Genomic DNA, 23,389 nt, shown 5'->3' on the forward strand with positions numbered 1-23,389 from the left:
GCGGGCCGCGGCCCCCGCTGACCGGGGCGAGGTCGAGCGGGGGCCGCGGCTGGGGCGGGGAGGAAGGCTTAGAAGGCGGGCTGTGGCTGGGCTTGCGCGGCCTGGGCGGACGCAACGGCCTGCTGCTGTGCGGGCGTGAGTCGCACCCACATGGCCGGTTCGACGCCCGGCGGGCAGGGCTGCGCGGCGATAGGCGCGGCGATGGTCGCCGCGGTGATCGGCTGCTGCGACTGGATCGGCGCGTTCTGCGCGGGCGCTGTGGGGGCGGTGACGCCGGCGAAGGAGACGGCCGGCGCCTGGTATTGGGCGGCGTACAGCTTCGGCGCGTTCATGCCCGGCTGAGCCTGGCCGTCACCGACGTAAGCGACGGTGAGGATGCCGCCGGTGTGGATGCCGTTCGCTCCGGAGGCGCGCACGGCGGCCCGGATCGCGTTGGTCAGCTCCTTGCCTTTGATGTAGAGGGTGCGGGTGCCGTCGTCCTCGGGCTTTTGCGGGTCGCGCAGGCTGGTGGACACCTGCACGAGAACCTGCATCTTCGGGGAGCCGTCCGGCCAGGTCTCCGGGACCTTGGTGCGGAAGTCGGTCTGCTGGCTGGCGGTGGGCTCGGCGGCGACGGTTCCGGTGTAGCTGGTGCCGACGGTCTCGAATTTGAGGCCGGGCGCGCCGGATCCCATCAAGATGTCGTTGGCGTCCTGGGGCTGGGTCACGGGAGTTCTCCTTGTGCTGGGTGTGAAGGGGTTAGGCCCCGATGGCCGGCGCCGCGGGCTGCGGGCCGGAGTCTTCGATGAGCCCGGCGGTGGCCCGAGCGACGTGGGCGGCGGGTGGCCGGTCGCCGGCGCAGCCGTTCCAGTCGGAGGTCACGCCGGGGCGGTAGAACGGGCACCATTTGCAGGTGTCCTTGCCGGGGGCGGCGGGGACGGTGGTGATGAGATCGCCGGCCTCGGCCCCGCCGAGGGCGTGGACGAGGTCGACGATGTCCCAGTACCGGGTGATCGCTTTCATGGCGATGTCCTCGCGGTACTCCTCGGTCCACTCCTCCGAATCGTCGTACTTCCACGAGCGGGCGAGCAGCACGAGCCGCACCCAGCGGACCTTGCGGCCCTTGGCGGCGTGGCCGAGGCCGTAGATGTGGCCCTGGACCCGGTATTCGGGGCTGACCTGCTCGGCCGGGTGCATGCCGCGGCGCTTGCCGGCGCGCAGTTTGTCGAGGGCGGTGGTGCCCACGTGTTTCCAGTCGACGACCATGTCGTGGTCTTGGTCGTAGGCGTCGCCGTTGCCCTCGACGGCCGGGTATTCGGCCGGGCCGCCGTCGACACCGGGCAGGGCTTCCATGGCGGCGAGCCGGTCCTCGGCGAGCCAGCGTTCGCGGCCCAGCTGCTTGTTCCAGAACGGCACGACCTCGTCGGCCATGGAGGCGTGCACGGCGGTCCCCTGGAATGGTGCCCACGTCGGCTCGGTGATCGGGCGGCGGGGCGCCCCGGCGAGTTTCCGGCCGATCTGCTGCTGGCAGGCGGTGCCGAGCTCGGACGGGCCGAGCGCGGTCTGCATCGACCGGGGCCGGTTGGCTTCGAAGTCAATGAGGACCTGGCGGAGCTCACGCACGGTGGACGGCGGCGGCCCGGCCGGCTTCGGCGCGGCGACGATGCCCCCGCCGGCATCCTGGCGCATCTCGCTACAGCATTGGGCGAGCCAGCCGCCTTCGCCGTCGGCGCGGATGAAGTCGAATTCGGCGAACCTGGAGCTGCATCCGGAGCAACGGCCGGGTTGCTGGCAGGCGAACCACGGGCCGAGCTGCGACTCGGCGACCGGCTCGGCGTCTGGAACGCCTTGGCAGTGCGCGCACTGGTCCGTGAGCAGGTCGGTGAGCTCGCACCGCGGTGCCGGCGTTGCAGCGACTGGTTCGGGCTGCAGGCCGGCGATGAGCAGCGCAAGCTCGGCGTCGGAGATGCCCTGGGTGGTCATCAGGCCACCTGGCCGGTTATGTCAAACAGGGAGGGCTGGTCGTCTGGTTCAGTTTCGGCCGCCGCAAGGTTTTTGATCGCTTGCCGGTAATAGCTGGGCTTCAGCTCAGCGCCAATGCCGATGCGACCGGCACGGACGGCGCTGTAGACCTCAGAGCCGACGCCCATGAACGGGGTAAGCACACGCTCGCCCGGATTGCTCCAAAGAGTGAGACAGCGGTCGATGACGTCCAGCTGGAGCGGGTGAACATGCTTCTCGTCGTTGCCGTCGCGGGCTTCGCGGTGAGGAAGCACCCGGTCGAGGCGGATGTCGTCCCAGAACGACGACGCGTACTGCCGCCAGATCCAGTGCGAGTAACGGTTCTCGATCTGGTTGCCGGTCCATCCGCGGTATTTGAGGACGTCGGCCGGGGGCAGCCGCTCGCCGGCGTACTCGAGCAGGCCGGTCGGGTGAGCGATCGGGACCGGGTTGTCGCCCTCGCGGCGGAAGAGCAGAAGGTAGTCGGCGGAGGCGACGCCGCAGCGGGCGGAGTCGTCGACGATCGTCTTGTGCGCGAGCGCCTTAGTCATGGTCCGGTTCCGGACGGTGAGGGGCTCTTTCCACACGTGATAGCGGGCCGCGTAGCGGAAGCCGACCCGCTCGTGCAGCCGGATAATGTCGCCAGGAAAGTCCATCAGCGCATCGCCGCGGCCACTGTTTGATCGAGGTACGTCCATGCAATGCACCGCGGACATCCGGCCCGGCATAGTCAACCGGTGGATCTCCCGGACGACGAACTCGTAGTGCTCGAGAAACTCGTCGTAGTCGCGGCAGTTGGACAGGTCTCGCTCGCTCGACGAGTAGGTGTAGAGGCCGGCGAACGGCGGCGAGTAGATGGACAGGTGTACCGATTCGGTCGGGAGGGCCGGCATGACGTCCATGCAGTCGCCGAGGTAAGCGGCGTACCGGTCAGTGATCCTTTGCTCTAGGACGCCCACGAGGGCACCTCCACGGGGGTGTCGTAGCTGAGGGACCGGCGGATCGAGACGGCTCCGCGCATGTGCGCGACGAGGCTGTCGAACATCCGGTCGGCTTGTTTGGCTTTGCGTTCGAGGCTGGCCAGCGCGCGGGCGGCGCCCTCGGTGGTGACGATGTCGACCGTGACCGGGTGCTGCTGACCGAACCGCCAGCATCGGCGAACTGCCTGGTAGTACTGCTCGTAGGAGTGCGACGGGAAGAACGTCATCCGATTGCAGTGTTGCCAGTTCAGGCCCCACCCGGCGATGGACGGCTTGGTGACCAGCACGCGGATCTCGCCGCGGCTGAACGCCGTGAGGATCTCTTCCTTGGCGTCGACGTGGTCCGATCCTTTGACCTGTGCGGCGCCATCGATCTCCCGGGTCAGTAGGTCACCCTCAGGGTTGAGCTGGCACCAGGCGATTCCGTGTCGGGCGTCCGTTAGCCGCTCCGCGGCGGCCGCGCAGCGCTCGCCGATGGTGCGCCGCGCTTCCTCACGCTCTTCGCGGAGTCCGGTCGCGGGCAGGTTGAACAGCACACCTTCCGCGACGTGCTCGGTCTTTACGACATGCTGCCGGTGGATCAGTTCGGGGAGTGCGAAGCCGTCGTCGCTGTAGCCGAGATCGGAGGGCCGGCGGATGGCCCGTGCCCACGACGACACCCACCGCCAGAATGCTTGTTCGGCGTGGCCCTTGAATCGCCAGTTCGCGGCTTCGCCGAGGTAGCCGCGACCGGTGGCGCTCGAGTTGCGGTCGTTGGTGAAGAACCGATTGAGCATGTCCATATAGCCCAGCTCGCCGAGTGCTTCGCTGGAGGTTCCCAGCTCGATGTAGTCGTTCGGTGCCGCGGTGGCGGTGCACAGCAGCCGGTAGGGAAGCTTCCGGAGGAACTCGGTGACCAGGGCGCGCCGGGCACCGTCGAATGCCTTGATGGCTGACGACTCGTCGCAGACGACGCCGGCGTAATCCTCGCTGGTGAACAGGTGCAGCCGGTCGTAGTTCGTCACCGTGATCGGTCCGGCGGCCTTGCCGTTGCGGGACACAGCGGCCTCGATGCCGAACTTGCGGGCCTCGATCTCCGTCTGCGTGGCCACGGCGAGCGGAGTCACGATGAGGACCGGCCGGCCGGTGTGCAGGTACACGTTCCAGGCCCAGACCAGCTGCATCGCGGTCTTGCCGAGACCACAGTCGGCAAAGATCGCAGGCCGCCCCTTCCTCAGCGCCCAGGTGACCAGGTGGGTCTGGAAACTGAAGAGGAAGTCGGGCATCCACCGCGGCGCGAATCCGTGGTCGCCGTCGAGCTGGGTGCGATGTGTGAGGAACTCTGCGTAGGTCACCACAGCTGTGCCTCCTGCATTCCGTCAGGCAATGCCGGCCGCCGCCGCGGCGTCTGCGCCTTGGCCGAGTCATGGTTGGGCAGCGTGCGTACGACGTTGTCGGCGTGGATCCGGCGCGGGGCGTCCTCGCCGTCGACGAGTACCTGGACGTGCGATGCGAGATCGGGTTTGGCGAGCACGGTGGCCTGCGGCTGCAGGTAGCAGATCGTCGGCGCGGTCTTGGTCTTCGGGTACAGGAAGACCCGCTCGTCACGCTTCAGGTCGGCGGTCATGAGGGAAGTCCTTCCAGGCTGCCCGACATGCTAGTCCTATGCCTACTAGTCATGCTCATGATGGAAGTCCTCGCGGTGAGGCGATGACAACGACTTGCTGAGCCGCCCGGGTGATCGCCGTGTAGAGCCAGCGCTGACCGTTGAGGTGACCGGCCGCGGCCGCGGCTTCTGCAGGCGATCCGGCGCGCATGGCGTCGGAGGCGGCTGCCCGCGCGAAGATCCACGACTCGTCGACGACGAGCACTCGATCCCACTGCGAGCCCTGCGACTTGTGGCAGGTGATGGCCTGCGCGAACGTCATCGCCGCGACCGACCCGCGGCCTTCCCGCTTGGCGAGCTTCTCGCCTTCCTGCCCGGTGAACCCGGCCAGCCAGGCGGTGATCTGCCGTTCGTTGCCGGCGTCGTCGACCACGGTCATGGACACCCGGTCGGAGGTCGCCCCTGCGACCGCGACCACGGTGAACTGCTGACCGTTGAAGATGTCCGCCTCCGCCGAATTGGCGAGGCCGATGACCCGGTCGCCGGGCTGCGGCACGTCGCCGGTGAGCCCGCGCAGGCCGCGCAGCAGGTGGATCGCCTGCCAGCGAACCTTGTTCGTGCCCACCAGGACCTGGTCGAAGCCGGCGACCTCAGCGCGGCTGACGGCGAGCTTGCGCCCGGAGTGCCCGTCCATGCCGCCCATGCCCAAAGTTCGGTCGCCGGGCATCGACTGCCGCACCGAGGTGGCCAGCCGGGTGACCGGGGAGTCGAGCGCGGACCGGTGGATCTCGGTGAGCAGGTGGTCGGGCTGGGCGTTGATGAAGTAGCCGCCGCCCTCGACCGGGGGCAGCTGCGCCGGATCCCCGAGGCAGAGGATCTTGACGCCGAAGGAGAGCAGGTCGGCGGCGATCCGCTCCCCCACCATCGACACCTCGTCGAGGACCAGCAGCGGCGCCCCGTCGAGCTCGGAGTCCTCGCGCAGGATGAAGTCCGGCGTGTGCAACTTCTCCACCTCGACCGCGATCGCGCGCTCAAGCAGGCTCCGCTCGACCGGGTCGGTTTCGGTGTCGAGTTTCCGCTCGAGCGCGTTGAGCTTCGCCCGGACCTTCTCCACCGGCTGATAGATCAGAGAGTGGATGGTGCGGGCGCCCTCGCAGCCCTTCGTCCGCAGTACGTAGGCGGCCTTGCCGGTGAACGCGGCGAACAGGGCCCGCACACCGAGCTGGTCGACGATGTGCCGGGCGAGGGTGGTTTTGCCGGTGCCGGCGTACCCGAAAAGGCGGAACACCTGCCGGTCGTCGTCCGTGTACCAGTCGACGATCTTGTTGATGGCTTCCTGCTGCTGGGGCGCGAATGTCATGTCGGCCGAACGGGGATCGGCCGGCGATGTCTCGCTGGACATTGCGGTGCCGACCAGGTCGGACAGTGTCAGGTCTACAGCGCTCATGCCGGCACCTGCTTACGGCGGCGTCCGCCCGGCCCGAACTTCGACGGCAGGCCGATCCGCTTGCGCACCTTCCCGACGGTGCCGGGGAGCTGCCCGATCCGGAGGCCGATCGCCGAGTCGGACAGGTCCTGCGCCCACAACTCGCGGATCTGCTGCTCCGACCGCCGGCGCGCCTGGCTCGCCGACAGCGGGTGACCTTCGGGCAGGAGCGCCTGAATCTCGGCGTAGTTCCACCGCACGTGCACGGCGATCCGGCTGATGCTCATTCCACGCGCCAGACCCGCAAGCACGGTCTCGGCGCGCTGTCCGCGATCCATCGCGGTGAACAGGCCCGGCCGATCAGCCAGGGCACGATCGATCTCGACGTGGTCATACGGGTAGTCCTCGGGCAGCTCGGTCAGGCATCCCGGGCACAGGTCGACGATCTTCATGCCGCGACCTGCTGTCGTGCCTCGACCAGCCGTTCCGCCTTCGTCCGGTCAGCTGATCGCGAGAGGATCAGCCCGCCCCAGACGTGATGCCGCTCGCCCTGCTCGAGCGCCCACACAAGGCACTCCCGGACGAACGGGCAGCGGCGCCGGCACAGCTCCGCGGCGACGTTCAGGTCGGTGGTCTCGCTGGACGTCCACAGCGCGCTCTTGCCGTTGACGGGCGCGCACGGCCGTCGGCTGTCGGTGTAGAACTCTGGCCGGTCCATCGGCACATATGGCTGCAGCGCTTCGACGCCGAGCAGGCGCCGGCCATGCAGATGCATCGGGCCGCCGCGCGTCATGATGGCTCCTCGAGCAGGTCGTCGAGGCCCTTGTCGATGACTTGGGCGAGGAGTGTGCGCTCGTCGCTGACCGCCTGCAGCTGCCCGTACGCGGCGACCAAATCGGCGCGGGCCCGCCGGGTCTCGTCCTCGGCGAGGACCACCTCGCGGCGCAGCAGGCTGATCCGGGCGTCCCGCTGGTCCAGCGCCAGCACCAGGGTGATGACCAGCACGGTCAGCCCGATCACGATCGAGCCGACGATGGTGAGGAACCACAGCTGCGGGGTCACGACACGGCCCTCCGCTGCTCGGTGCGCAGGCGGGCGCGGGCTTCCTCGAAGTCGTGCACGGCCGACCGGGCGTCGATGCCGTACTGGCTGGCGCGCTCGACGGCCCGGGCGGCGTCGATGGTGCGGCGGTGGGCCGCGGCCTGGCGGGGTGTCATTGGTCTTCGCCCTCCTTCGCGGGCTCGTCGTCGAACGGCTTGTCGCAGGTGCACACCTCGTCACCCGGCTGCAGATCCTGGGCGTCCCACCTCTTCAGCCCGCAGCTCGCGCACGGCGTCGGCGGGAGCGCGTTGAGGCGCTCGATCGCGGCCTGGGTTGCGAGGTAGATCGGCGGCTCGCCGTCGTCGGCGGCGATCGGCATGTCCGGCAGCTGGCCGAGCTCGTTGCGCGCCCGGGCCACCGCCTCGGCGATGTGCGCGAGGTCCGGCCCGGGCGGCTTCGGTACCCGGATGACCTGCGTGCGGTCGCCGGGGATGTCGGTGGGCGCGACGAGGGCCTGTTCGGCGGTGTGCCTGCCGAGGGCCGTGGTGGTCTGGCCGTGTTCGGTCTGCTGGGAGGTGTAGATGTGTTGTTCCACGTCGGCTCCCGGGGGCGGGGCGGCGGCCGCGGCCTGGACCGGCGCGGCGGGCTCGGTGAGGCGCTGGCGCCAGAGGGCGTTGAGCCGGCGCCGCCAGGTGCGGGGCTGCCCGTAGTCGACGGCAGTCATCGCGCACCGCCAGCGAGTGCGTCGGCGCCGAGCAGCCCGTACTGGTGGCCGAGGGCGACGGCGTGGGCCGCGTTGCGGGCGCCCAGCCGGCCGTACAGCTTGACCATGTCGGCCTTGACGGTGCCGAGAGACGTGCCGCGTACGGTGCCGAGCCGACGGGCGATCTCGGTCCGCTCGTACCCATCGGCGAGCATGCGCAGGATCTGCATCTCGCGGTCAGTGAGCGGCGAGAGCCAGGCCGGCGCGGTCATCGCGCACCCCCGAACTCGCGCAGCAGCACGTCACGGGCGGCGGTGATCAGCCGGAACGCGTCCGGGTTGCCGCCGGCGTCCGGGTGCGCGGTCCGCGCGGCCCGGCGGAACGCCGCGGTGACGGCGATGACCGTGCGCAGCGGCATGTCGTCCGGAACGCGACCCGCGTCGCGCAGCACCCGCTTGGCTTCCTCGACGGACAGGGTCTTCTCGGCCGGCGCTGCGGTGAGCGCCGACCAGCCGCGGTACTGCTCGCCGGTCCGGGTGATGCCGTACCGGTCGACGGCTCGCAACGCGCCCAGGCCGAGGGCGATGGCACGGACGTTGGCTTGCCAGCTGGGCAGGCTGCCCTGCCACTGTTGCTCGTACGCGTCGGTGGCGTACGTGAGCGGCCCGTGCTTGGACTCGAAGGAGATTTTCACGCCGGGGAAGCCGACTTGGGCTCGCGCACGCAGCATGCCGTCCTGGCGGATGTCGCCCGGGTCGGCGTCGACCTGGATGACGACCAGGCCGCCGTCGAGCAGTTCAACCTCACCGAGCAGCAGCTTGATCGTTTCGGACCAGGGTGCCCGGAAGCGAGCCGAGCTGGCGCGCGGATCGGTAACCGGGCGGTCCCACAGGCCGAGCGGCCGGATCTGGAAGCGGGGCTCAGCCACGGTCTTCACCCAGGGCGTCCCGCTCCGCCACGTACTCGGCGCGCCGTGCGGCAGCGCCCGATTCGATCCATTGGCGACGGTGCTCGTCGGTGATCGGCACGTCGGCGCCGAGGCTCACGAACCAGTCCGGCCGGTCGTGCCAGTACTTCGATACGTGGGTGAGCCAGGTCCTGAATTGGGCGGGCGGCACGTCGATCGGGTGCGGTTGGCCCTGCTCAGCCGTGTCCGTCATGCCGAACGCCGACTGCCAGGCGAGCCGATCGGGGATGCTGTCGAGGTCGATGCTGACCTCGCCGTTTCCGAAGCTGATGCTGGACGGGGCGGGAAGGCCGCCGGCGACCTGGTCGGCGACGAACTGCAACACCTGGGCGCGGGTGTACGCCTCGCGGTCTCGCAGGTCCGGGTCGCGGTTGGTCATGGGATACTCCGATCGGTTCGTGCCCTCAGCGCTGGCTTGGTCGTCGTGCTGAGGGCCGTTCTGTGATTGGGCGTCGCCCCCGGGCCTGCCGGGTCTTGCCGGGGAGCTAGGGACTCGCCGGACGCTGTGGCCGGCTGACCCGGGGGCGAGGTCTAGGCCGCTTTCTTCCGGCGCCGCCGCGCGGCGACTGACTTGCGAGCCATGTCGGCGTAGAACGCCCGCCGGGCCATCTCGGCGCGCCGGGTGCGTTCGCCCTCGGTGAGGACGCCATCGGGGTCCACTTGCTTTTCGAACCGATTCCGGGCGGCCGTCCTGGCGGCGGCCGTTGCGGCCGGGCGGTCGTCGATTTTCGCCCATCGCGTGAACGCGGCAGCGCGGGCTCGCAGGGAACGCTCGGTGGGAGACTCGGATTTCATGCCCGCACCTGCAGAGGTGCGAAGCTGATCGGGTCGCAGCCGAGAAACTTCGCGAGCCGGACGCGCAACGCGGGGTTGATGCCTCGCGTTCCGGTCTCCGCTTCACTGAGCAGGCTCTGTGAGATGTTCAGCTCGCGAGCGAGGTCTCCCTGCCGCAGTCCCGCACGGATCCGCGCCTCCCGGAGGGCTCGGGGATCGTGGTCAACCGGGGTCTTGCGCCTCGGCTGTCGGGTGTCTGGCATGGGCTCACGCTACTGCGAAGTTTCGCGAAATAGCAAGCCCGTTCGGTGAGAAACTTCGCGCCGAACGGGCGCTTGATCGACGTGTCGATGTGCTTCAATACGCGAAGGAACTACGCGAAGTCTCGCGATCCTTCGCAAGTGTTCGCGATCATGACGTAGACTTCGCGATATTTCGCGTGGGAGGATGCCCGGTATGACGGTTGACCTGCCGCCGCAACGCCCGGAGGGCGCATTGATCCATGAAGCTCAGCAGCGTTCGGGCCGCTCGATCCGGCAGGTGGCCACCGAGGCCGGGATGAGTGACGCGCGGTGGCGCCAGGTCGTCAAGGGGCTCATGCACGTCAGCGGTGTGTCCACACCGGTGGTGGCGCCGGCGCCGACATTGGCTCGCATGGCGCTTGTCGTCGGCGTCACGCCGCAGCAGCTGCGGGATGCCGGGCGTGACGACGCCGCCGAGGGGCTCGAGATGCTCGCTCAGGCACAGAAGCCGGGAGCTGTGGTTCGGGTTCACGCGGGTGTCGCCGAGGGCACGGGGAAGGCATTCTCTCCTAGCGTTGTCGTGGCCGACGAGATCGACCTGATCTATCGATCCACGATGACGGCCACTCAAAAACTCGATGCCATCCGCAAGGTTCTGCAACTGCGGGAGCAGGCCGAGGCGGAGCGCGAGCAGGTAGGCGATTCGGCGATCTCGCAGCCGAAGCGGGACCGATCCCGTTCCTAGACCAAGTCGCCCAGGCTCATCCGGCGGTGTGCTGCATGTGCCCGGGCGTCGGCGGTGGTCCGCGCGTAGACGGCGAGCATGGATTCCGACCGCCAGCCGGCCAGACGCATGAGGTCCCGCTCCTGCCCGCCGGCCGCGAGCCAGCGGTGCGCGAAGGTGTGCCGGAAGGCGTGCGGGTGCACGTCCGCCACACCTGATTCCTCTCCGATCAATTCGAGGCGCCAGCGGATGCCGTCGGTGGACATTTTCCCACGCTCGCTGAGCAGCAGGCTCGGCGTCAGACGCGCCTTCGGGTGGCCGCTGCGGATCCGGAGGTAGCGATCCACGGCCTGAGCCGTGCGGGCGCCGAACGGTACGGCCCGGGGCCTGCTGCCCTTGCCCATGACGTAGACGACCTCCTGGTCGAGGTCAAGGTGCTCGAGTTCGGCACCGGCAAGCTCGGCGACGCGTAATCCGCAGTCAAGCAGCATGCGCAGGATCACTTCGTCGCGGCGTCCGTCGAACACTCGCCTGTCGAAGGACCCCTGCCGTCCACGCGTCACAGCGCACGTTTTGAGCAGCTTCTTGATCTCGTCGTCGTTGAAGACGCGGACATCCTTGGTAGCCGGCGCCGGGATCTCCAAGCCGTCCGTCGGTGCCCGGTCGATCTCCCCTTCGGCGACGAGCCACCGGCAGAACCGCCGCATGCCACGAAACCGGGTGCGCACCGTCTCGGCCTCGACACGGTCGCCCAGCTCGGCCAGCCAGGCGGAGAGGGCGTGCCGGGTGAGCTGATCGAGCGTCGCGGGCCTGTTCTGCTCGGTGAGCCAGTCACAGAAGAAACGGATGGACTGTCCGTAGAGGATCTGGGTTCGCGGGGCCTTGCGCGCGGCCCGGAGGTCACGCCGGAACGATGCTGCCAGGTCTGAGATCGGGACGTCCGCCATTTCGGCAGGGTATCGGGCGAGCTAACTCTGTGCCAAGAGAAGTTTCGCGTACCTTCGCAAGGTCAACTAACGTTTCCCCAGTTCGCCTTGTTCATCTTGCTCGGCTGCACGCGCGGCGGCTCGCCCGGCATCTTCGGGTGGTCGGGCGGGTAGGGCATGTCGCCCAGCCCGTTGCTCTCGTCGCGGGCCGACCATTCCAGCAGCGGCGTGATGTCGTGCGCGACGTCGTCGATCGCCGCGTGCGGGTCGCCGATCTTGGCGAACCGCGCCGGGAGGGTCCGGAGATCGAAGTCGTCCGGCTCGACGGAGGGCAGCTCGTCCCAGGTAACCGGGGCCGACGCGGTGGCCCGGCCGTTGGCCCGCAGCGAGTACGCGCAGGTGATCGTGCGGTCGCGGGCCATCTGGTTGAAGTCGAGGAAGACCTTCTCGCCGCGTTCCTCCTTCCACCAAGCGGTGGTGATCCGGTCGGGGGCACGCCGCTCGACCTCCCGGGCCAGCGCGATCGCCGCCCGCCGCACCTGCACGAACGACCACTGCGGCGCGATCCGGATGTAGACGTGCACGCCCCGGCCGCCGGAGGTCTTGGGATAGCCGACCCAGCCCAGGTCGGCGAGCACCTCGCGGATCACCCCGGCGGTCGCGACCACCTCGGCGAAGCCCGTCCCCTCGTGCGGGTCGAGGTCGATGCGCAGCTCGTCGGGGTTGTCGGGGGCGGCGGCCCGCACCGGCCACGGGTGGAAGACGATCGTGCCCATCTGCGCGGCCCAGGCGACGTGCGCGAGGTCGGCCGGGCAGAGCTCGTCGGCGCCCCGGCCGCTCGGGAAGGTGATCTTGGCGGTCTGGATCCAGGGCGGCACGCCGCGGGTCGGGATGCGCTTCTGGTAGAACGCCTCGCCCTCGATGCCGTCGGGGAAGCGCTGAAGCGTGGTGGGCCGGTCCCGCAGGGCCCGCAGGATGCCGTCGCCGACGGCCAGGTAGTACTCGAAGACGTCGCGCTTGGTGAAGCCCCGGCCGGGAAAGACGACCTTGTCGGGACTGCTCAGCCGGACGGTGTGGCCGGCGATCTCGTGCTCTTCCGCTGCGGCTTTCGGCATGCACCCGACCCTATGCCGCCAAGGTCGTTCGACAGAACAGGCCGTCCGGCAACCTGCCGGACGGCCTGTAAGAAAAGAAGATCAGGCGTCGCGACGGCGTCGCGTATACCAGACCGAGGCCACGCCGGCGGCCACCATCAGTCCGCCCAGCGAGATGATCGCGCCCATCGGCGCGCCGGTCACCGGCAGGGCGTGTCCCGCGCTGACCCCGCCGCCCGTGCTCTGGGTCGGGGTCGGCGTGGCGGCCTGGACCGTCGTGCTCGGGCCGGTGGTCGGCGGCACCGTGTCGACGTGCGCGGACGGGCTGGTCGGCACGACCGTGGCCGGCGTCGTCGGTGTGTTGTAGCCGCTCTGGCCACGGGTGTGGGTCGGCGACGCCGCGGGAGCCGCGCCACCCGGCGTCTCGCTGCCCGGGGTTTCCGCGCCGGCGTTGCCGTACCCGCCGGCCCCGGTGGCGCCGTAGTCACAGTTGTCGCGTCCGCCTGCGGGGCACGCCGAGGCGGTGGCGGCCGGGCGGGCAGCGTGGTCACCCATCGCCAACGCCGGCGATGCGGCGAAGACGAGGGCAGCGGCCGCGGGCAGTCCGGCGGCCAGAATTCGGCGAGTTGCACTCATGAGGAGTTATCCCGTTCTGTTGCGGTATTTCCAGGTCCGAACGGGAGCTTAGCGGCAATTGCCCGATTTACCCGCTAACGCCCCTCGGCGGGTCATCATCCCGGAAGACCACCGAAACGGTTACTTCGCCATATATGGGACAAAGCGAACATCTTTAGCTCGAAGCGGGGGTCGGCGGCGAACAAACCACCGTCGTACGGGGCCTGGAGCTGGACGCTCGCGCCGGAGTCGAGATAGACCGACACCACCGTCCGGCCGCCCCGCCGCTCGGCCCGCAGGTCCACCACCCGATGCCACGGCGCCACGTCGTCGGCGAAGATCGACAGCGTACGGATGCCGCCCGCGCTGATCTCGGTGCCGGTGCGCCGCCCGATCACCAGGCCCAGCAGCGCCCCGGCCGCCGGTGGCCCGAAGGCCAGCATCGGCCAGACCCAGCCCGGCGGCGCCACGACCGCGGCTGCGGCCACGGCGACCACGGCGACCACCGCGCCGAGGTAGAGGCCGCGGCCGAGGGCCTGCCGGCAGGTGGGGTGGAAAGTCGCGGGCGATGCATCTTCCATGCCCAGGCCAACGGGTGTGGCGACGGCAACGGCCGCACTCGGCGTGCGTCGGCACCCATCGACGTACCTTTGGAGCATGGCAACAAACGACACCACCCTGCCCACCACCGAGGACGAGTGGCGGGTCCGCCTCAGCCCGGACGAGTTCCGGGTTCTGCGCCAGGCCGGGACCGAGGCACCCTGGTCCGGCGAGTACGTCGACACCAAGACCGAGGGGATGTACGAGTGTCGCGCCTGTGGCGCCGCGCTCTACCCCAGTGACTACAAGTTCGACTCGCACTGCGGCTGGCCGTCCTTCGACGACGCCATCCCCGGGGCGGTCAAGGAGATCGAGGACCGCACGCTCGGCATGGTCCGGGTCGAGATCCGCTGCGCACGGTGCGACTCGCACCTGGGTCACGTGTTCCGCGGCGAGCACTTCACCGACAAGAACACCCGCCACTGCGTGAACAGCCTCTCGATCCGCCTGGAGCCGAAGGCCCAGTAAAGGCGCCATGCGGCAATGACGGCGCCGACAGCATCTCAGGCTCGAGCCAAGTCCTCCGTGACGTACTTCAGCCCGTTCGGCGCCGTCTGCCACCCCGAAGAGGCCGTAACGACCCACGAGTCGTCCAGCACCGGCGCATGCGTGTCACCGGCAACTTCAAGATCTATTCGCGTACGGACAATGTGCTGCGCTTTCGGCAAAAGCGCCTCGTAGATCGCCGCCCCGCCCATCACCCAGATCTCGCCGGAGAGCGGAACCTCGTCGAGCGCGTGCACGACGACCGCACCCGGCGCCTCGAACGCGGGATCGCGGGTCAGCACCACGTTGCGCCGCCCCGGCAGAGGGCGCACGGCGGCCGGCAGCGAATCCCAGGTGGCCCGGCCCATGACCACGGTCGCGCCCATGGTCAGTTCCTTGAACATGGCCTGCTCGCCCGGCACCTTCCACGGGATGTAACCCTCGGCGCCGATCACCCGATCGCGGGCCTCGGCCCAGATCATGTGCACGGTCACACCGCCACCGGCGCCTTCAGAGCCGGGTGGTGCTGGTAGTCGACCAGCGTGAAGTCCTCGTACGAGTAGTCGAAGAGCGACGAAGCCGGCGCGATCTCCAATTTCGGAAACTCGAACGCCGGGCGGGTCAGCTGCTCCGTCACCTGCGCGACGTGGTTGTTGTAGATGTGGCAGTCGCCGCCCACCCAGATGAAGTCGCCCGGCGCCAGCCCCACCTGCTGCGCCACCATGCGGGTCAGCAGCGCGTAGGAGGCGATGTTGAACGGCACTCCCAGGAAGAGGTCGGCCGAGCGCTGGTAGAGCTGGCAGGACAGCTTCCCGTCGGCCACGTAGAACTGGAACATCGCGTGGCACGGCGCCAGCGCCATCGACGGCAGCTCCGCGACGTTCCACGCGGAGACGATCATCCGCCGCGAGTCCGGATCCTTCCGCAGGGTCTCGAGCACCCCGGTGATCTGATCGACATGCCCGCCGTCGGGGGTGGGCCACGACCGCCACTGCACCCCGTAGACCGGCCCGAGCTCGCCGGCGGAGTCGGCCCACTCATCCCAGATGGTGACGCCCTGATCGCGCAGCCAGCTCACGTTGCTGTCGCCGCGCAGGAACCACAGCAGCTCCACCGCGATCGACTTGAAGTGCACTCGCTTGGTCGTGACCAGCGGAAACGTCTCGGAAAGGTCGTAGCGAAGCCGCTCGCCGAACAGGCTCACCGTGCCGGTGCCGGTGCGGTCGGTCTTCGGAGCTCCGGTGGTAAGGACCCGTCGCAGCAGGTCCTCGTACTGGGTGTCGACAGCCATGCGAGCAAACCTAGCCGCCGCGGCTCCGCCGGCGTCACCCCGGTGGCAGCGGAGGTGACGCACGACGGAGGGTCTTTATCCGGCCCAGGCTTCCGACATCTGCGGAATCTGCTGATTCATCGCCCCGAGATCCTGCTGCTGCGCGCCGGCCTGAGCGGATCCCCCGGCCACGACGAAGCCGAGCTCGGCTCCGATCTGCTGCCACCGCTCGTAGAGCACCTGGTCGAGCAGAACGGTCCTGATGTCCTGGTGCGCCGCCCGCAGCTCATCCACGGCCGCCTCGTACCGCGCGACACGTTTGTGCAGGTCCGAGGTCTCGTACATGGTCATGTCACCATGATTAACCATAAATGAGAGCTTTTCACTGATAAGCCCGAGAGAGGGGCTACAGCCGAAGCTCGCTCCCGTGCGGCCCCACAACGTCGGCGTGCTCGTCGTCGAGCCACACGCCGTCGCTGGCCAGGTACCGGAACGCGTGGTGGCCGGGCGGCAGCGGCACGCTGACCGTCCGCGTCCCGTCGCGGCGCAGCTTGAGCTCGTGCTGGCCGGGCTTCCAGCCGTTGAACGTGCCCACCACGCTGACCTGTCCCGGCGGGACGTCGGCGGGCAGGCAGAAGGTCACCCGGGTCTTGTTGCCGAACAGCCGGCTCTTCTTGATCATGAAGACCTCCACAGCTCGGGCTTCCATCCGTACAACGGGCGGCCCCGATACGGGTGACGCCGCGCCGCAATACGATCTGCCACATGTCTGCGGAAGCCCGATACGACCTGTGCCTCGCGTCCTTCGCCGATCTCGACGCCGCCACGCTGTACGCGATTCTCCGGCTGCGCAGCGAGGTCTTCGTGGTCGAGCAGGACTGCGTCTACCTCGATCCGGACGGACGGGACGCCGAGCCAGGAACCCGGCATCTCTGGATCGAACGGGCCGGGGCGATCCGGGCGTACCTTCGCATTCTGGACGACGGCGACGTGCCCCGGATCGGCCGCGTGGTCACCGCGCCGGACGCCCGCGGCGGCGGGCTGGCCGGCACGCTGGTGACCGAGGCGCTGAAGGTCATCGGTGATCGCCCGAGCGTGCTGCACGCCCAGGCGCACCTCAAGAATTTTTACGCCAAGTTCGGCTACGAACAGACCGGCCCGGAATACATCGAGGACGGCATTCCGCACATTCCGATGCTCAGGGAAGCGCCGCCACCAGTTCGCTGACCGAGCGCCGGCGTCCCGTGTAGAACGGGACCTCCTCGCGTACGTGCCGCCGCGCCGTGGCCGCCCGCAGGTCACGCATCAGGTCGACGATCCGGTGCAGCTCGTCGGCCTCGAAGGCGAGCATCCACTCGTAGTCGCCGAGCGCGAACGACGCCACCGTGTTCGCCCGGACATCCGGATAGCCGCGGGCCATCTTGCCGTGCTCGGCCAGCATGAACCGGCGGTCCTCGTCGGGCAGCAGGTACCACTCGTAGGAGCGGACGAACGGGTAGACGCACAGGTAGGACCGCGGCTCCTCGCCGGCCAGGAACGCCGGGAGATGGCTCTTGTTGAACTCGGCCGGCCGGTGCAGCGCCATCTGCGACCAGACCGGCGCGAGGTGCCGGCCGAGCGCGGTGCGCCGGAACAGCCCGTACGCGTCCTGCAGCGCGTCCGACGACCCGGAGTGCCACCAGATCATCACGTCGGCGTCGGCACGCAGCCCGGCCACGTCGTACGTCCCGCGGATCGTCACGTCCTTGCCGGACAGCTGCTCGAACAGGCCGTCGACCTCGCCGGCCAGCTCGTCGCGCAGCGGCGGCAGCGGCGTCTCGGCCCGGAAGACCGACCACATCGTGTACCGGATGCTCGCGTTCAGCTCGTTGATCCTGGCCGCGTTCGTCTGCTCGCTCATCAACCCTCCAAGGTCCGCGCTGAGCCGGTCATGCGGCCAACGCCTTGCTCACGTCTTCGGCCGCGCGCTCGCCGCTCGCGATGCACGCCGGGATGCCCACGCCGTCGAAGGCCGCACCGGCCAGCGCCAGCCCCGGCGGGAGCTCCCGCCGCGCGAACGCCACCCGGGCCCGGTGCCCCGGCGAGTACTGCGGCAGGCCGCCGCCCCACCGCTGGATCCAGGACGCGGCCGGCGGCGGCAACTCGCCGCCGATCAGCTCACCCAGCTCGCGCCGGGCCCGCTCGAGCAGCACGTCGTCGCCGAACTGCAGCCTCTCCTGCTCGCCGGCCCGCCCCAGCGAGGCCCGCACGATCACCGGGCCGTTGCCCGCATCCCAGCCCCGGGCCGAGGCGGCATCCCGGCCACCGGCCGAGGCGGCATCCCGGCCACCGGCCGAGGCGGCACCCCAGCCGCCGGCCGCGGCGGCGTCTCGCCCTGCGGCCGGGCGGGCGGCGGTGAGGTGAGGCCACTTGCGGGTGAAGAACGTCGCCGCCTTGACCAGCGTCCCCTCGCTCGGCGGCACCAGGAAGCCGGACAGATCGGGCAACGGCGTCCCCGGGGGCAGCGCCAGGCCGACCAGCGCCACGCTCGCGTAGTCGAGCACGGCGATCGCCTCGGCGACCTCGGCGGAGACCCCGCTGAGCAGCCGCGAGGCGGGCCGGGCCGGCACCGCGAGCACCACCGCGTCGACGTCGTCGGTCTGCGGCGTGGGCACCCGGCTGCCGGCCGTGGACGACGCGGAGAAGCCGGGACCGGGCGGCGTCGAAACCGGGCCGAGCAGCAGCCGCCAGCCGTGCGCCGTGCGCGAGATGTCGCGCACCGGGAGACCGAGGCTGATTCGCGCCCCGCTCGCCGTGGCCGCCGCGGCCACCAGCCGGGTCATGCCGCCCTCGACCGCGGTGAAGACCGGTCGTACCGCGGTCGCCGCCCGCGCCCGCTGAGCGGCCCGCACCGCCGCGCCCAAGGTGTGCTCGACCCGGGCGGCGTCGGCCAGCTGCGGCGCGGTCACCTCCAGCGACAGGCCGTCGGCCCGGCCCGCGTAGACGCCGCCGAGCAGGGGATCGACGAGGCGGTCCACGATCTCGGCGCCGTAGCGCGAGCGGACCAGGGCGCCCACCGCGATGTCGGCGCCCTCGGCCAGCAGCGGATGGCCGTCGTCGACGTCGTGGCCGGACGCGTGCGCGACGCCACCCAGCGACGACGGATCGGCCGGGACGCCCATCAGCGTGCCGGCCGGGATCGGCGTGAGATGGCCGCCGATCGACAGCGCGGCCGGGACCTTGGCCGGATGCACCAGGGACGACCCGAGGTCGAGGCGTTTCGCGAGCGCGACGGCCGCCGACTCGCCGCCGTCCGGCGCGGAGGTCAGGAACGACTCGGCCCCGCGCTCGACCGGCAGGCCGCCCAGCTCGCCGGTGCGCAGCTTTCCGCCGAGAACGCCGCCCTGCTCGTACACGATGATGTCGGTCCCCGGGGGCGTGAGATCTCTCAGCCGCACCGCGGCGGCGAGGCCGGCGATGCCGCCGCCGATGACCGCAACCCGCTTCCGCACGTCATCCACCATTCCAGGCCACCACCCCGAGCCACCACCGGGGTCGGTCAGTCAGCGGGACGAGGCTGTGTGCACCAGCTCGACCAAGCGGGTCAGCACTTCGGGCTCGGTCTCCGGCAGCACGCCGTGGCCCAGGTTGAAGACGTGACCGGGGGCGGCGCGGCCCTCGTCGAGCACCCGGCGGGCCTCCCGCTCGACGATCTCCCAGGGCGCGAACAGCACCGCGGGGTCGAGGTTGCCCTGCACCGCGCGATCCGGCCCGATGATCTTGGTGGCGCTGTCCAGCGGCGTACGCCAGTCGACACCGACCACGTCGGCGCCGGCCTCGCCCATCGCGCGCAGCAGCACCGCGGTGCCCACGCCGAAGTGGATCCGTGGCACACCCTCGTTCGCAAGGCCGGCCAGCACCTCGCGCGAATGCGGCATCACGAACTCGCGGTAGTCGGCCTCGGAGAGCGCGCCGGCCCACGAGTCGAACAGCTGGACCGCGCTGACCCCGGCCTCGATCTGCGTGCGGAGGAACGCCAGCGTGATGCCGGAGAGGCGGGTCATCAGGGCGTGCCAGAGGCCCGGATCGCCGTACATCATGGCCTTGGTCCTGGTGTATGTCCTCGACGGACCGCCCTCGATCAGGTAGCTGGCCAGCGTGAACGGCGCTCCCGCGAACCCGATGAGGGGCGTCTTGCCGAGCTCGCCGACGAGCAGCCGCACCGACTCGGCCACGTAGGAGACGTCGTCCGTGGTGATCGGCCGCAGCCGGCGCAGGTCGTCCGAGGTGCGGATCGGGTCGGCGACCACCGGGCCGGTGCCGGGCACGATGTCGAGGTCGACGCCGGCCGCGGCGATCGGCACCACGATGTCGCTGTACAGGACCGCGGCGTCCACGTTGTGCCGGCGGACCGGCTGCAGCGTGATCTCGGTGACCAGATCCGGTCGCCGGCAGGAATCCAGCATGGCGATGCCCTCGCGGATCTTGCGGTACTCGGGCAGCGAGCGCCCGGCCTGCCGCATGAACCAGACCGGGGTGTACGGCACGTCCTGGCCGCGGCACGCCCGCACAAAGGGCGAATCGTCGAGAGTCACGGTCAGATCGTCCCACGCCCATACTTTCGCGATCGCCGCCGGTGGGGCGAAGCGAAGCCAGCAAACACGGCGCGGCGATCGACTGCGTGGCACGGCGGGCGGCATAGGCTCTCGAACATGGCGACCCCCTCCGCTGCCCCTGACGCGTTCGCTCGCGCGGTGGACGGGCTGCGGGCGGCCGCGCCGAGACCCGAGATCCTGCTCGAGGAGATTCCGGCGCCGCAGCGGCTCGCGCCGTTCTCGTTCGCGCTGAGCGCCACCGTGCTGCGCGCCGGCGACGAAGTGGCCAGCGGCCGGCTGATCCTGCTGCACGACCCGGCGGGTCACGAGGCCTGGCACGGCGACCTGCGGCTGGTCACGCTGGTCACCGCCGAGCTGGAGCCGGACATGGCCGGCGACCCGCTGCTGCCCGCGGTGGCGTGGACCTGGCTGACCGACGCGCTCGAGCAGCACACGGCGGAGTACACGGCGATCGGCGGCACCATCACGCAGACCGCTTCGACCCGTTTCGGGGAGCTGGCCGGTCCGGCGCCCACGGCCGATCTGGAGGTCCGTGCCTCCTGGACGCCGACCTCCACCGACACCGCCGCCCACCTGCTGGGCTGGTGCGCGATGCTCGCCTCGACGGCCGGCCTGCCGCCACCCGGGGTGACGGCCCTCAACGACCGCCACCGCGTCGGCTAACCGCGCCGGCCAAGAATCGGGTCAGCCACGTGACGCCGGCCGCGACTCAGCAGACGGCGAAGGTCTGGCAGGCCGTCTTCACCGGGATCGCCAGGCCGATGCCCTCGGCGTCCTTCGCCTTCGCGGTCGCGACCCCCACCACCTGGTTGTTCGCGTTGACCACCGGGCCGCCGGAGTTGCCCGGGTTGATCGGCGCGTCGAACTGGATCGTCGGCCCGTCGGGGTCGTCGGGGCGGTAGGCGCTGATCACGCCGGTGGTGACCGTGTCGTCGAGGCCGAGCGGCGCGCCCACCACGACCACCTGCTGGCCGGGCTTGACCTGCCCGGTCGCGGTGGCCAGGCCGGCGATCTCCTGGTTGGCGCGCAGCAGCGCCAGGTCCTTGCCCTTGCTGACCTTCACGATGGTGGCGTTGATCTTCGTGCTGCCGCGCTCGAGGGTCACCGACTTGCCGCCGTCGGTCCACACGTCGGCGACGACGTGGTAGTTCGTCAACAGGTTCGACTGGCCGTCCGCCGCCTTCGTGCCGACCGACCACGCGGTGCCGGTGAACTCGCCGGCGCGTACCCGGAACACGCTCGGCAGCACCTTGGACGACACCGCCTCGGGGTCGAAGACCCCGGCCAGCTGCTTCTCCAGCCGGTCGGTGCGGTTCTTCTCCGCCGCGAGGGTCGAGTGCAGCGTGGCGTTGTCGCTGTGCATGCTCTCGATCCGGTACGCCTGCCAGCCCGCCACCGCGACCAGCACCGCCACCAGCCCGGCCAGCACGGGCTTCACCCGGCCCCGGCCGACGCGGACCGGCTCGGGCTCGGGCTCTGCCACCGGGAACGTGCCGGTCAGCCCGCTGCTCTGCCAGGCGCGCGGATGTTGCGGAGGCTCCGGCTCCCAGCGCTGATCCGACTGCCAGTGCTCGGATTGTCGCTGATCCGATTGCCATTGGGGGGCCGGCTCCGCGTATTGCGGAGCGGGATCGGCGTACTGCGGCTCCCACGCCCGCTCCTCGGCGCGCCGCCGACCGTCGTATCGGCGCTGGTCGGTGCCGTCGGCAGGGATGAACGGGTCGTACGTGGTGGTCATCCGGCACGGCCTCCCGGGTCTCGGCGCTGCGAGTGGTTATACGGACTGGAAGGCGTTTCGGATGAGTCGGCTTTCTCTTCGAGTACCGACGCGCCGGTACCCGGCTGCATCATGCGGGGGTGGTGCACCCGTACGGTTACGGAGTGACCGACGAAGCACCCCTGCGCCGTCGGGACGAGCCAGAGCCGGCAGGGGACGGACGACCGCTCCCCGAGCCGCCCGACCCGACGTCTGGCGGTCCCGACCCCCTGCCCGCCGCCGTCCCGCTGACCGCCCCCCGAGAGGGCACCCCCCGCCCGGTCGAGTCCGCGACCGAGCTGGCCGAGATCGTGGCCAAGATGGCCACCGGCACCGGCCCCGTCGCCGTGGACGCGGAACGCGCCTCCGGCTACCGATACACCCAGCGGGCTTACCTTGTACAGCTGCGCCGCGCCGGCGCCGGAACGGTTCTGATCGACCCGCTCCCCCTCGACGATCTGCGCACGCTGGACGCGGCCCTGGCCGAGAGCGAGTGGGTGCTGCACGCGGCCAGCCAGGATCTCGCCTGTCTGGCCGAGCTGGGCATGAAGCCGCGTCGCCTGTTCGACACCGAGCTGGCCGCGCGCCTGGCCGGGTTCGAGCGGGTCGGGCTCGCCGCGCTCACCGAGCAACTGCTGGGCTTTTCGCTGGAGAAGCACCACTCCGCCGCCGACTGGTCGACCAGGCCGCTGCCGGAGTCGTGGCTGACCTATGCGGCGCTCGATGTGGAGCTGCTGACCGATCTGCGCGATCACCTGGCCGCCGAGCTGGACCGGCAAGGGAAGTCGGCCTGGGCCGCGGAGGAGTTCGCGGCGCTGGTGGCTTCGGCCGACCGGCCGCCCCGGGTGCGGCCCGATCCCTGGCGTCGCACGTCCGGCATTCATCGCGTACGTGGCGCGCGCGCTCAGTCCCGGGTGCGAGCACTCTGGCACGCCCGTGACGGCGTGGCGGCCCGGCGCGACTCGGCGCCGGGACGCGTGCTGCCCGATTCGGCGATCATCGCGGCCGCCGAGTCGGATCCCAAGGACGAGCGCACGCTGCTCGGCATCCCCGGCTTCGGCGGCCGTTCGGTCCGCCGCCTGGCCCGGGTCTGGCTGGACGCCCTCGACGAGGCTCGCGCGCTGCCCGACGACGCGCTGCCGGTCAACCAGCCGATGGACGGCCCGCCGCCACCGCACCGCTGGGCCGAGCGCGACCCGATCGCGGCCGCGCGCCTGGCCCGCTGCCGCGGGGTCGTGGTCGCTACGGCCGAAGCCAACCGGCTGCCCCCGGAAAACCTGATAAGTCCGGATTACATTCGCCGCCTGGCGTGGTCGCCGCCCGATGAGGTGTCGGCGCAGACGGTTTCCGACACTCTGCGCGGCTTCGGCGCTCGCAACTGGCAGGTGTCACTTCTCGCGGTTCAGCTTGCGGAGGTTCTGCCCGATCCAGGGGTTTGAGGTTTGAGGGTGACCGCTCACGCAGAACGAAGGGCAGGGCCGGCGCAGCTGGGCCCCGCCCGGCCTCGGCGTGAGCGACGGTCCGTACCCACCACCCAGGCACGACATCCTGCTCTTGATCTTGGTTTCGTGCCTCTGTGACATTTCTGGCGACCCGCTGGCACACATTAGTTACTGACGAGTAGC

Annotated in this window: 33 protein-coding genes; 5 read left to right on the top strand and 28 right to left on the bottom strand. The window is 70.3% G+C overall.

Features of this window, described 5'->3' with window-relative positions:
* Positions 1 to 68 precede the first annotated feature (68 nt).
* The 16 genes from ACQPZX_RS41500 to ACQPZX_RS41575 all read right to left on the bottom strand — a co-directional run bounded on the left by ACQPZX_RS41500 (position 69) and on the right by ACQPZX_RS41575 (position 9,719).
* A complete protein-coding gene (locus ACQPZX_RS41500; protein ID WP_433368406.1) occupies positions 69 to 707 on the bottom strand; it encodes a hypothetical protein in 639 nt (212 codons plus the stop codon).
* Between the two features lie 31 nt (positions 708 to 738).
* Complete coding sequence (locus ACQPZX_RS41505; RefSeq protein ID WP_433368409.1) at positions 739 to 1,962, bottom strand: hypothetical protein; 1,224 nt, start codon at positions 1,960 to 1,962, stop codon at positions 739 to 741.
* Positions 1,962 to 2,873: a DNA methyltransferase gene (locus tag ACQPZX_RS41510; protein ID WP_433368411.1), complete on the bottom strand. Its 912-nt coding sequence runs from the start codon at positions 2,871 to 2,873 to the stop codon at positions 1,962 to 1,964. The genes ACQPZX_RS41505 and ACQPZX_RS41510 overlap by 1 nt, the downstream gene beginning before the upstream one ends.
* Before the next feature lie 53 nt (positions 2,874 to 2,926).
* Positions 2,927 to 4,225, bottom strand: coding sequence for a helicase-related protein (locus ACQPZX_RS41515; protein ID WP_433368413.1), 1,299 nt, complete (start codon positions 4,223 to 4,225; stop codon positions 2,927 to 2,929).
* A gap of 65 nt (positions 4,226 to 4,290) precedes the next feature.
* Positions 4,291 to 4,566 (bottom strand): hypothetical protein, encoded by a 276-nt coding sequence (locus tag ACQPZX_RS41520; RefSeq protein WP_433368415.1) that lies wholly within the window; start codon positions 4,564 to 4,566, stop codon positions 4,291 to 4,293.
* A 55-nt stretch (positions 4,567 to 4,621) separates the two neighbouring features.
* Positions 4,622 to 5,992 (bottom strand): ATP-dependent DNA helicase, encoded by a 1,371-nt coding sequence (locus tag ACQPZX_RS41525; RefSeq protein ID WP_433368417.1) that lies wholly within the window; start codon positions 5,990 to 5,992, stop codon positions 4,622 to 4,624.
* Positions 5,989 to 6,423, bottom strand: a complete 435-nt coding sequence (locus ACQPZX_RS41530) for a hypothetical protein (RefSeq protein WP_433368420.1) — start codon at positions 6,421 to 6,423, stop codon at positions 5,989 to 5,991. The genes ACQPZX_RS41525 and ACQPZX_RS41530 overlap by 4 nt, the downstream gene beginning before the upstream one ends.
* Positions 6,420 to 6,764, bottom strand: a complete 345-nt coding sequence (locus ACQPZX_RS41535; RefSeq protein ID WP_433368422.1) for a WhiB family transcriptional regulator — start codon at positions 6,762 to 6,764, stop codon at positions 6,420 to 6,422. Before ACQPZX_RS41535 ends, ACQPZX_RS41530 begins: the two co-directional genes overlap by 4 nt.
* The gene (locus tag ACQPZX_RS41540) at positions 6,761 to 7,033 is read right to left on the bottom strand and encodes a hypothetical protein (protein WP_433368425.1); all 273 of its coding nucleotides are present in this window, start codon (positions 7,031 to 7,033) and stop codon (positions 6,761 to 6,763) included. The genes ACQPZX_RS41535 and ACQPZX_RS41540 overlap by 4 nt, the downstream gene beginning before the upstream one ends.
* Positions 7,030 to 7,188 (bottom strand): hypothetical protein, encoded by a 159-nt coding sequence (locus ACQPZX_RS41545; RefSeq protein WP_433368427.1) that lies wholly within the window; start codon positions 7,186 to 7,188, stop codon positions 7,030 to 7,032. The genes ACQPZX_RS41540 and ACQPZX_RS41545 overlap by 4 nt, the downstream gene beginning before the upstream one ends.
* On the bottom strand, positions 7,185 to 7,736 hold the full coding sequence (locus ACQPZX_RS41550) for a hypothetical protein (protein WP_433368430.1): 552 nt from the start codon (positions 7,734 to 7,736) through the stop codon (positions 7,185 to 7,187). The genes ACQPZX_RS41545 and ACQPZX_RS41550 overlap by 4 nt, the downstream gene beginning before the upstream one ends.
* Positions 7,733 to 7,987 carry a response regulator transcription factor gene (locus ACQPZX_RS41555; protein WP_433368433.1) on the bottom strand — a complete coding sequence of 85 codons (255 nt, stop codon included), beginning with the start codon at positions 7,985 to 7,987 and terminating at the stop codon, positions 7,733 to 7,735. The genes ACQPZX_RS41550 and ACQPZX_RS41555 overlap by 4 nt, the downstream gene beginning before the upstream one ends.
* Positions 7,984 to 8,643: a hypothetical protein gene (locus tag ACQPZX_RS41560; protein WP_433368435.1), complete on the bottom strand. Its 660-nt coding sequence runs from the start codon at positions 8,641 to 8,643 to the stop codon at positions 7,984 to 7,986. Before ACQPZX_RS41560 ends, ACQPZX_RS41555 begins: the two co-directional genes overlap by 4 nt.
* Positions 8,636 to 9,061, bottom strand: coding sequence for a hypothetical protein (locus ACQPZX_RS41565; protein WP_433368438.1), 426 nt, complete (start codon positions 9,059 to 9,061; stop codon positions 8,636 to 8,638). The genes ACQPZX_RS41560 and ACQPZX_RS41565 overlap by 8 nt, the downstream gene beginning before the upstream one ends.
* A 152-nt stretch (positions 9,062 to 9,213) precedes the next feature.
* Positions 9,214 to 9,477, bottom strand: coding sequence for a hypothetical protein (locus ACQPZX_RS41570; protein WP_433368441.1), 264 nt, complete (start codon positions 9,475 to 9,477; stop codon positions 9,214 to 9,216).
* On the bottom strand, positions 9,474 to 9,719 hold the full coding sequence (locus ACQPZX_RS41575; RefSeq protein ID WP_433368444.1) for a helix-turn-helix domain-containing protein: 246 nt from the start codon (positions 9,717 to 9,719) through the stop codon (positions 9,474 to 9,476). Before ACQPZX_RS41575 ends, ACQPZX_RS41570 begins: the two co-directional genes overlap by 4 nt.
* A gap of 193 nt (positions 9,720 to 9,912) precedes the next feature.
* Here ACQPZX_RS41575 and ACQPZX_RS41580 point away from each other — a divergent pair, with 193 nt between their 5' ends.
* Entirely contained in the window at positions 9,913 to 10,443 is a 531-nt protein-coding gene (locus tag ACQPZX_RS41580) for a hypothetical protein (RefSeq protein ID WP_433368447.1), read from the top strand.
* Here the strand turns inward: ACQPZX_RS41580 and ACQPZX_RS41585 are convergent.
* The 4 genes from ACQPZX_RS41585 to ACQPZX_RS41600 all read right to left on the bottom strand — a co-directional run bounded on the left by ACQPZX_RS41585 (position 10,440) and on the right by ACQPZX_RS41600 (position 13,638).
* Positions 10,440 to 11,369 (bottom strand): tyrosine-type recombinase/integrase, encoded by a 930-nt coding sequence (locus tag ACQPZX_RS41585; RefSeq protein WP_433368449.1) that lies wholly within the window; start codon positions 11,367 to 11,369, stop codon positions 10,440 to 10,442. The genes ACQPZX_RS41580 and ACQPZX_RS41585 overlap by 4 nt on opposite strands.
* 62 nt (positions 11,370 to 11,431) lie before the next feature.
* Positions 11,432 to 12,463: a non-homologous end-joining DNA ligase gene (gene ligD / locus ACQPZX_RS41590; RefSeq protein WP_433368451.1), complete on the bottom strand. Its 1,032-nt coding sequence runs from the start codon at positions 12,461 to 12,463 to the stop codon at positions 11,432 to 11,434.
* 81 nt (positions 12,464 to 12,544) lie between these two features.
* The gene (locus tag ACQPZX_RS41595; protein WP_433368454.1) at positions 12,545 to 13,078 is read right to left on the bottom strand and encodes a hypothetical protein; all 534 of its coding nucleotides are present in this window, start codon (positions 13,076 to 13,078) and stop codon (positions 12,545 to 12,547) included.
* Between the two features lie 95 nt (positions 13,079 to 13,173).
* Positions 13,174 to 13,638, bottom strand: a complete 465-nt coding sequence (locus tag ACQPZX_RS41600) for a hypothetical protein (RefSeq protein WP_433368457.1) — start codon at positions 13,636 to 13,638, stop codon at positions 13,174 to 13,176.
* Positions 13,639 to 13,714: 76 nt separating this feature from the next.
* Between ACQPZX_RS41600 and msrB the strand changes: the two genes are divergently transcribed.
* On the top strand, positions 13,715 to 14,125 hold the full coding sequence (gene msrB, locus ACQPZX_RS41605) for a peptide-methionine (R)-S-oxide reductase MsrB (RefSeq protein ID WP_433368460.1): 411 nt from the start codon (positions 13,715 to 13,717) through the stop codon (positions 14,123 to 14,125).
* A gap of 35 nt (positions 14,126 to 14,160) precedes the next feature.
* Here msrB and ACQPZX_RS41610 read toward each other — a convergent pair whose 3' ends face one another.
* The 4 genes from ACQPZX_RS41610 to ACQPZX_RS41625 all read right to left on the bottom strand — a co-directional run bounded on the left by ACQPZX_RS41610 (position 14,161) and on the right by ACQPZX_RS41625 (position 16,095).
* Positions 14,161 to 14,637, bottom strand: a complete 477-nt coding sequence (locus tag ACQPZX_RS41610) for a dihydrofolate reductase (RefSeq protein ID WP_433368463.1) — start codon at positions 14,635 to 14,637, stop codon at positions 14,161 to 14,163.
* Positions 14,634 to 15,434, bottom strand: coding sequence for a thymidylate synthase (locus ACQPZX_RS41615; protein ID WP_433368466.1), 801 nt, complete (start codon positions 15,432 to 15,434; stop codon positions 14,634 to 14,636). The genes ACQPZX_RS41610 and ACQPZX_RS41615 overlap by 4 nt, the downstream gene beginning before the upstream one ends.
* Positions 15,435 to 15,509: 75 nt before the next feature.
* On the bottom strand, positions 15,510 to 15,764 hold the full coding sequence (locus ACQPZX_RS41620) for a hypothetical protein (RefSeq protein ID WP_433368468.1): 255 nt from the start codon (positions 15,762 to 15,764) through the stop codon (positions 15,510 to 15,512).
* Between the two features lie 55 nt (positions 15,765 to 15,819).
* A complete protein-coding gene (locus ACQPZX_RS41625; RefSeq protein WP_433368471.1) occupies positions 15,820 to 16,095 on the bottom strand; it encodes an isoamylase early set domain-containing protein in 276 nt (91 codons plus the stop codon).
* Between the two features lie 83 nt (positions 16,096 to 16,178).
* On the opposite strand from ACQPZX_RS41625, the gene ACQPZX_RS41630 reads away from it, so the two are divergent.
* Positions 16,179 to 16,640 carry a GNAT family N-acetyltransferase gene (locus ACQPZX_RS41630; RefSeq protein ID WP_433368474.1) on the top strand — a complete coding sequence of 154 codons (462 nt, stop codon included), beginning with the start codon at positions 16,179 to 16,181 and terminating at the stop codon, positions 16,638 to 16,640.
* Here the strand turns inward: ACQPZX_RS41630 and hemQ are convergent.
* Genes hemQ through hemE form a run of 3 tightly spaced genes read right to left on the bottom strand, consistent with a single transcriptional unit; the run spans position 16,612 to position 19,987 of the window.
* Entirely contained in the window at positions 16,612 to 17,313 is a 702-nt protein-coding gene (hemQ, locus tag ACQPZX_RS41635; RefSeq protein ID WP_433368477.1) for a hydrogen peroxide-dependent heme synthase, read from the bottom strand. The genes ACQPZX_RS41630 and hemQ overlap by 29 nt on opposite strands.
* A gap of 28 nt (positions 17,314 to 17,341) precedes the next feature.
* A complete protein-coding gene (locus ACQPZX_RS41640) occupies positions 17,342 to 18,916 on the bottom strand; it encodes a protoporphyrinogen/coproporphyrinogen oxidase (RefSeq protein WP_433368480.1) in 1,575 nt (524 codons plus the stop codon).
* 39 nt (positions 18,917 to 18,955) lie between these two features.
* Positions 18,956 to 19,987: a uroporphyrinogen decarboxylase gene (gene hemE, locus ACQPZX_RS41645; protein WP_433368483.1), complete on the bottom strand. Its 1,032-nt coding sequence runs from the start codon at positions 19,985 to 19,987 to the stop codon at positions 18,956 to 18,958.
* Positions 19,988 to 20,104: 117 nt separating this feature from the next.
* Here hemE and ACQPZX_RS41650 point away from each other — a divergent pair, with 117 nt between their 5' ends.
* On the top strand, positions 20,105 to 20,671 hold the full coding sequence (locus ACQPZX_RS41650) for a DUF3000 domain-containing protein (RefSeq protein WP_433368486.1): 567 nt from the start codon (positions 20,105 to 20,107) through the stop codon (positions 20,669 to 20,671).
* A gap of 46 nt (positions 20,672 to 20,717) precedes the next feature.
* Here the strand turns inward: ACQPZX_RS41650 and ACQPZX_RS41655 are convergent, their stop codons facing one another.
* Complete coding sequence (locus ACQPZX_RS41655) at positions 20,718 to 21,746, bottom strand: S1C family serine protease (protein WP_433368489.1); 1,029 nt, start codon at positions 21,744 to 21,746, stop codon at positions 20,718 to 20,720.
* A 143-nt stretch (positions 21,747 to 21,889) separates the two neighbouring features.
* On the opposite strand from ACQPZX_RS41655, the gene ACQPZX_RS41660 reads away from it, so the two are divergent.
* Positions 21,890 to 23,203 (top strand): ribonuclease D, encoded by a 1,314-nt coding sequence (locus ACQPZX_RS41660; protein ID WP_433368492.1) that lies wholly within the window; start codon positions 21,890 to 21,892, stop codon positions 23,201 to 23,203.
* Positions 23,204 to 23,389: the final 186 nt, after the last annotated feature.

This window comes from Actinoplanes sp. CA-142083, from assembly GCF_050942195.1.
GTDB lineage: Bacteria > Actinomycetota > Actinomycetes > Mycobacteriales > Micromonosporaceae > Actinoplanes.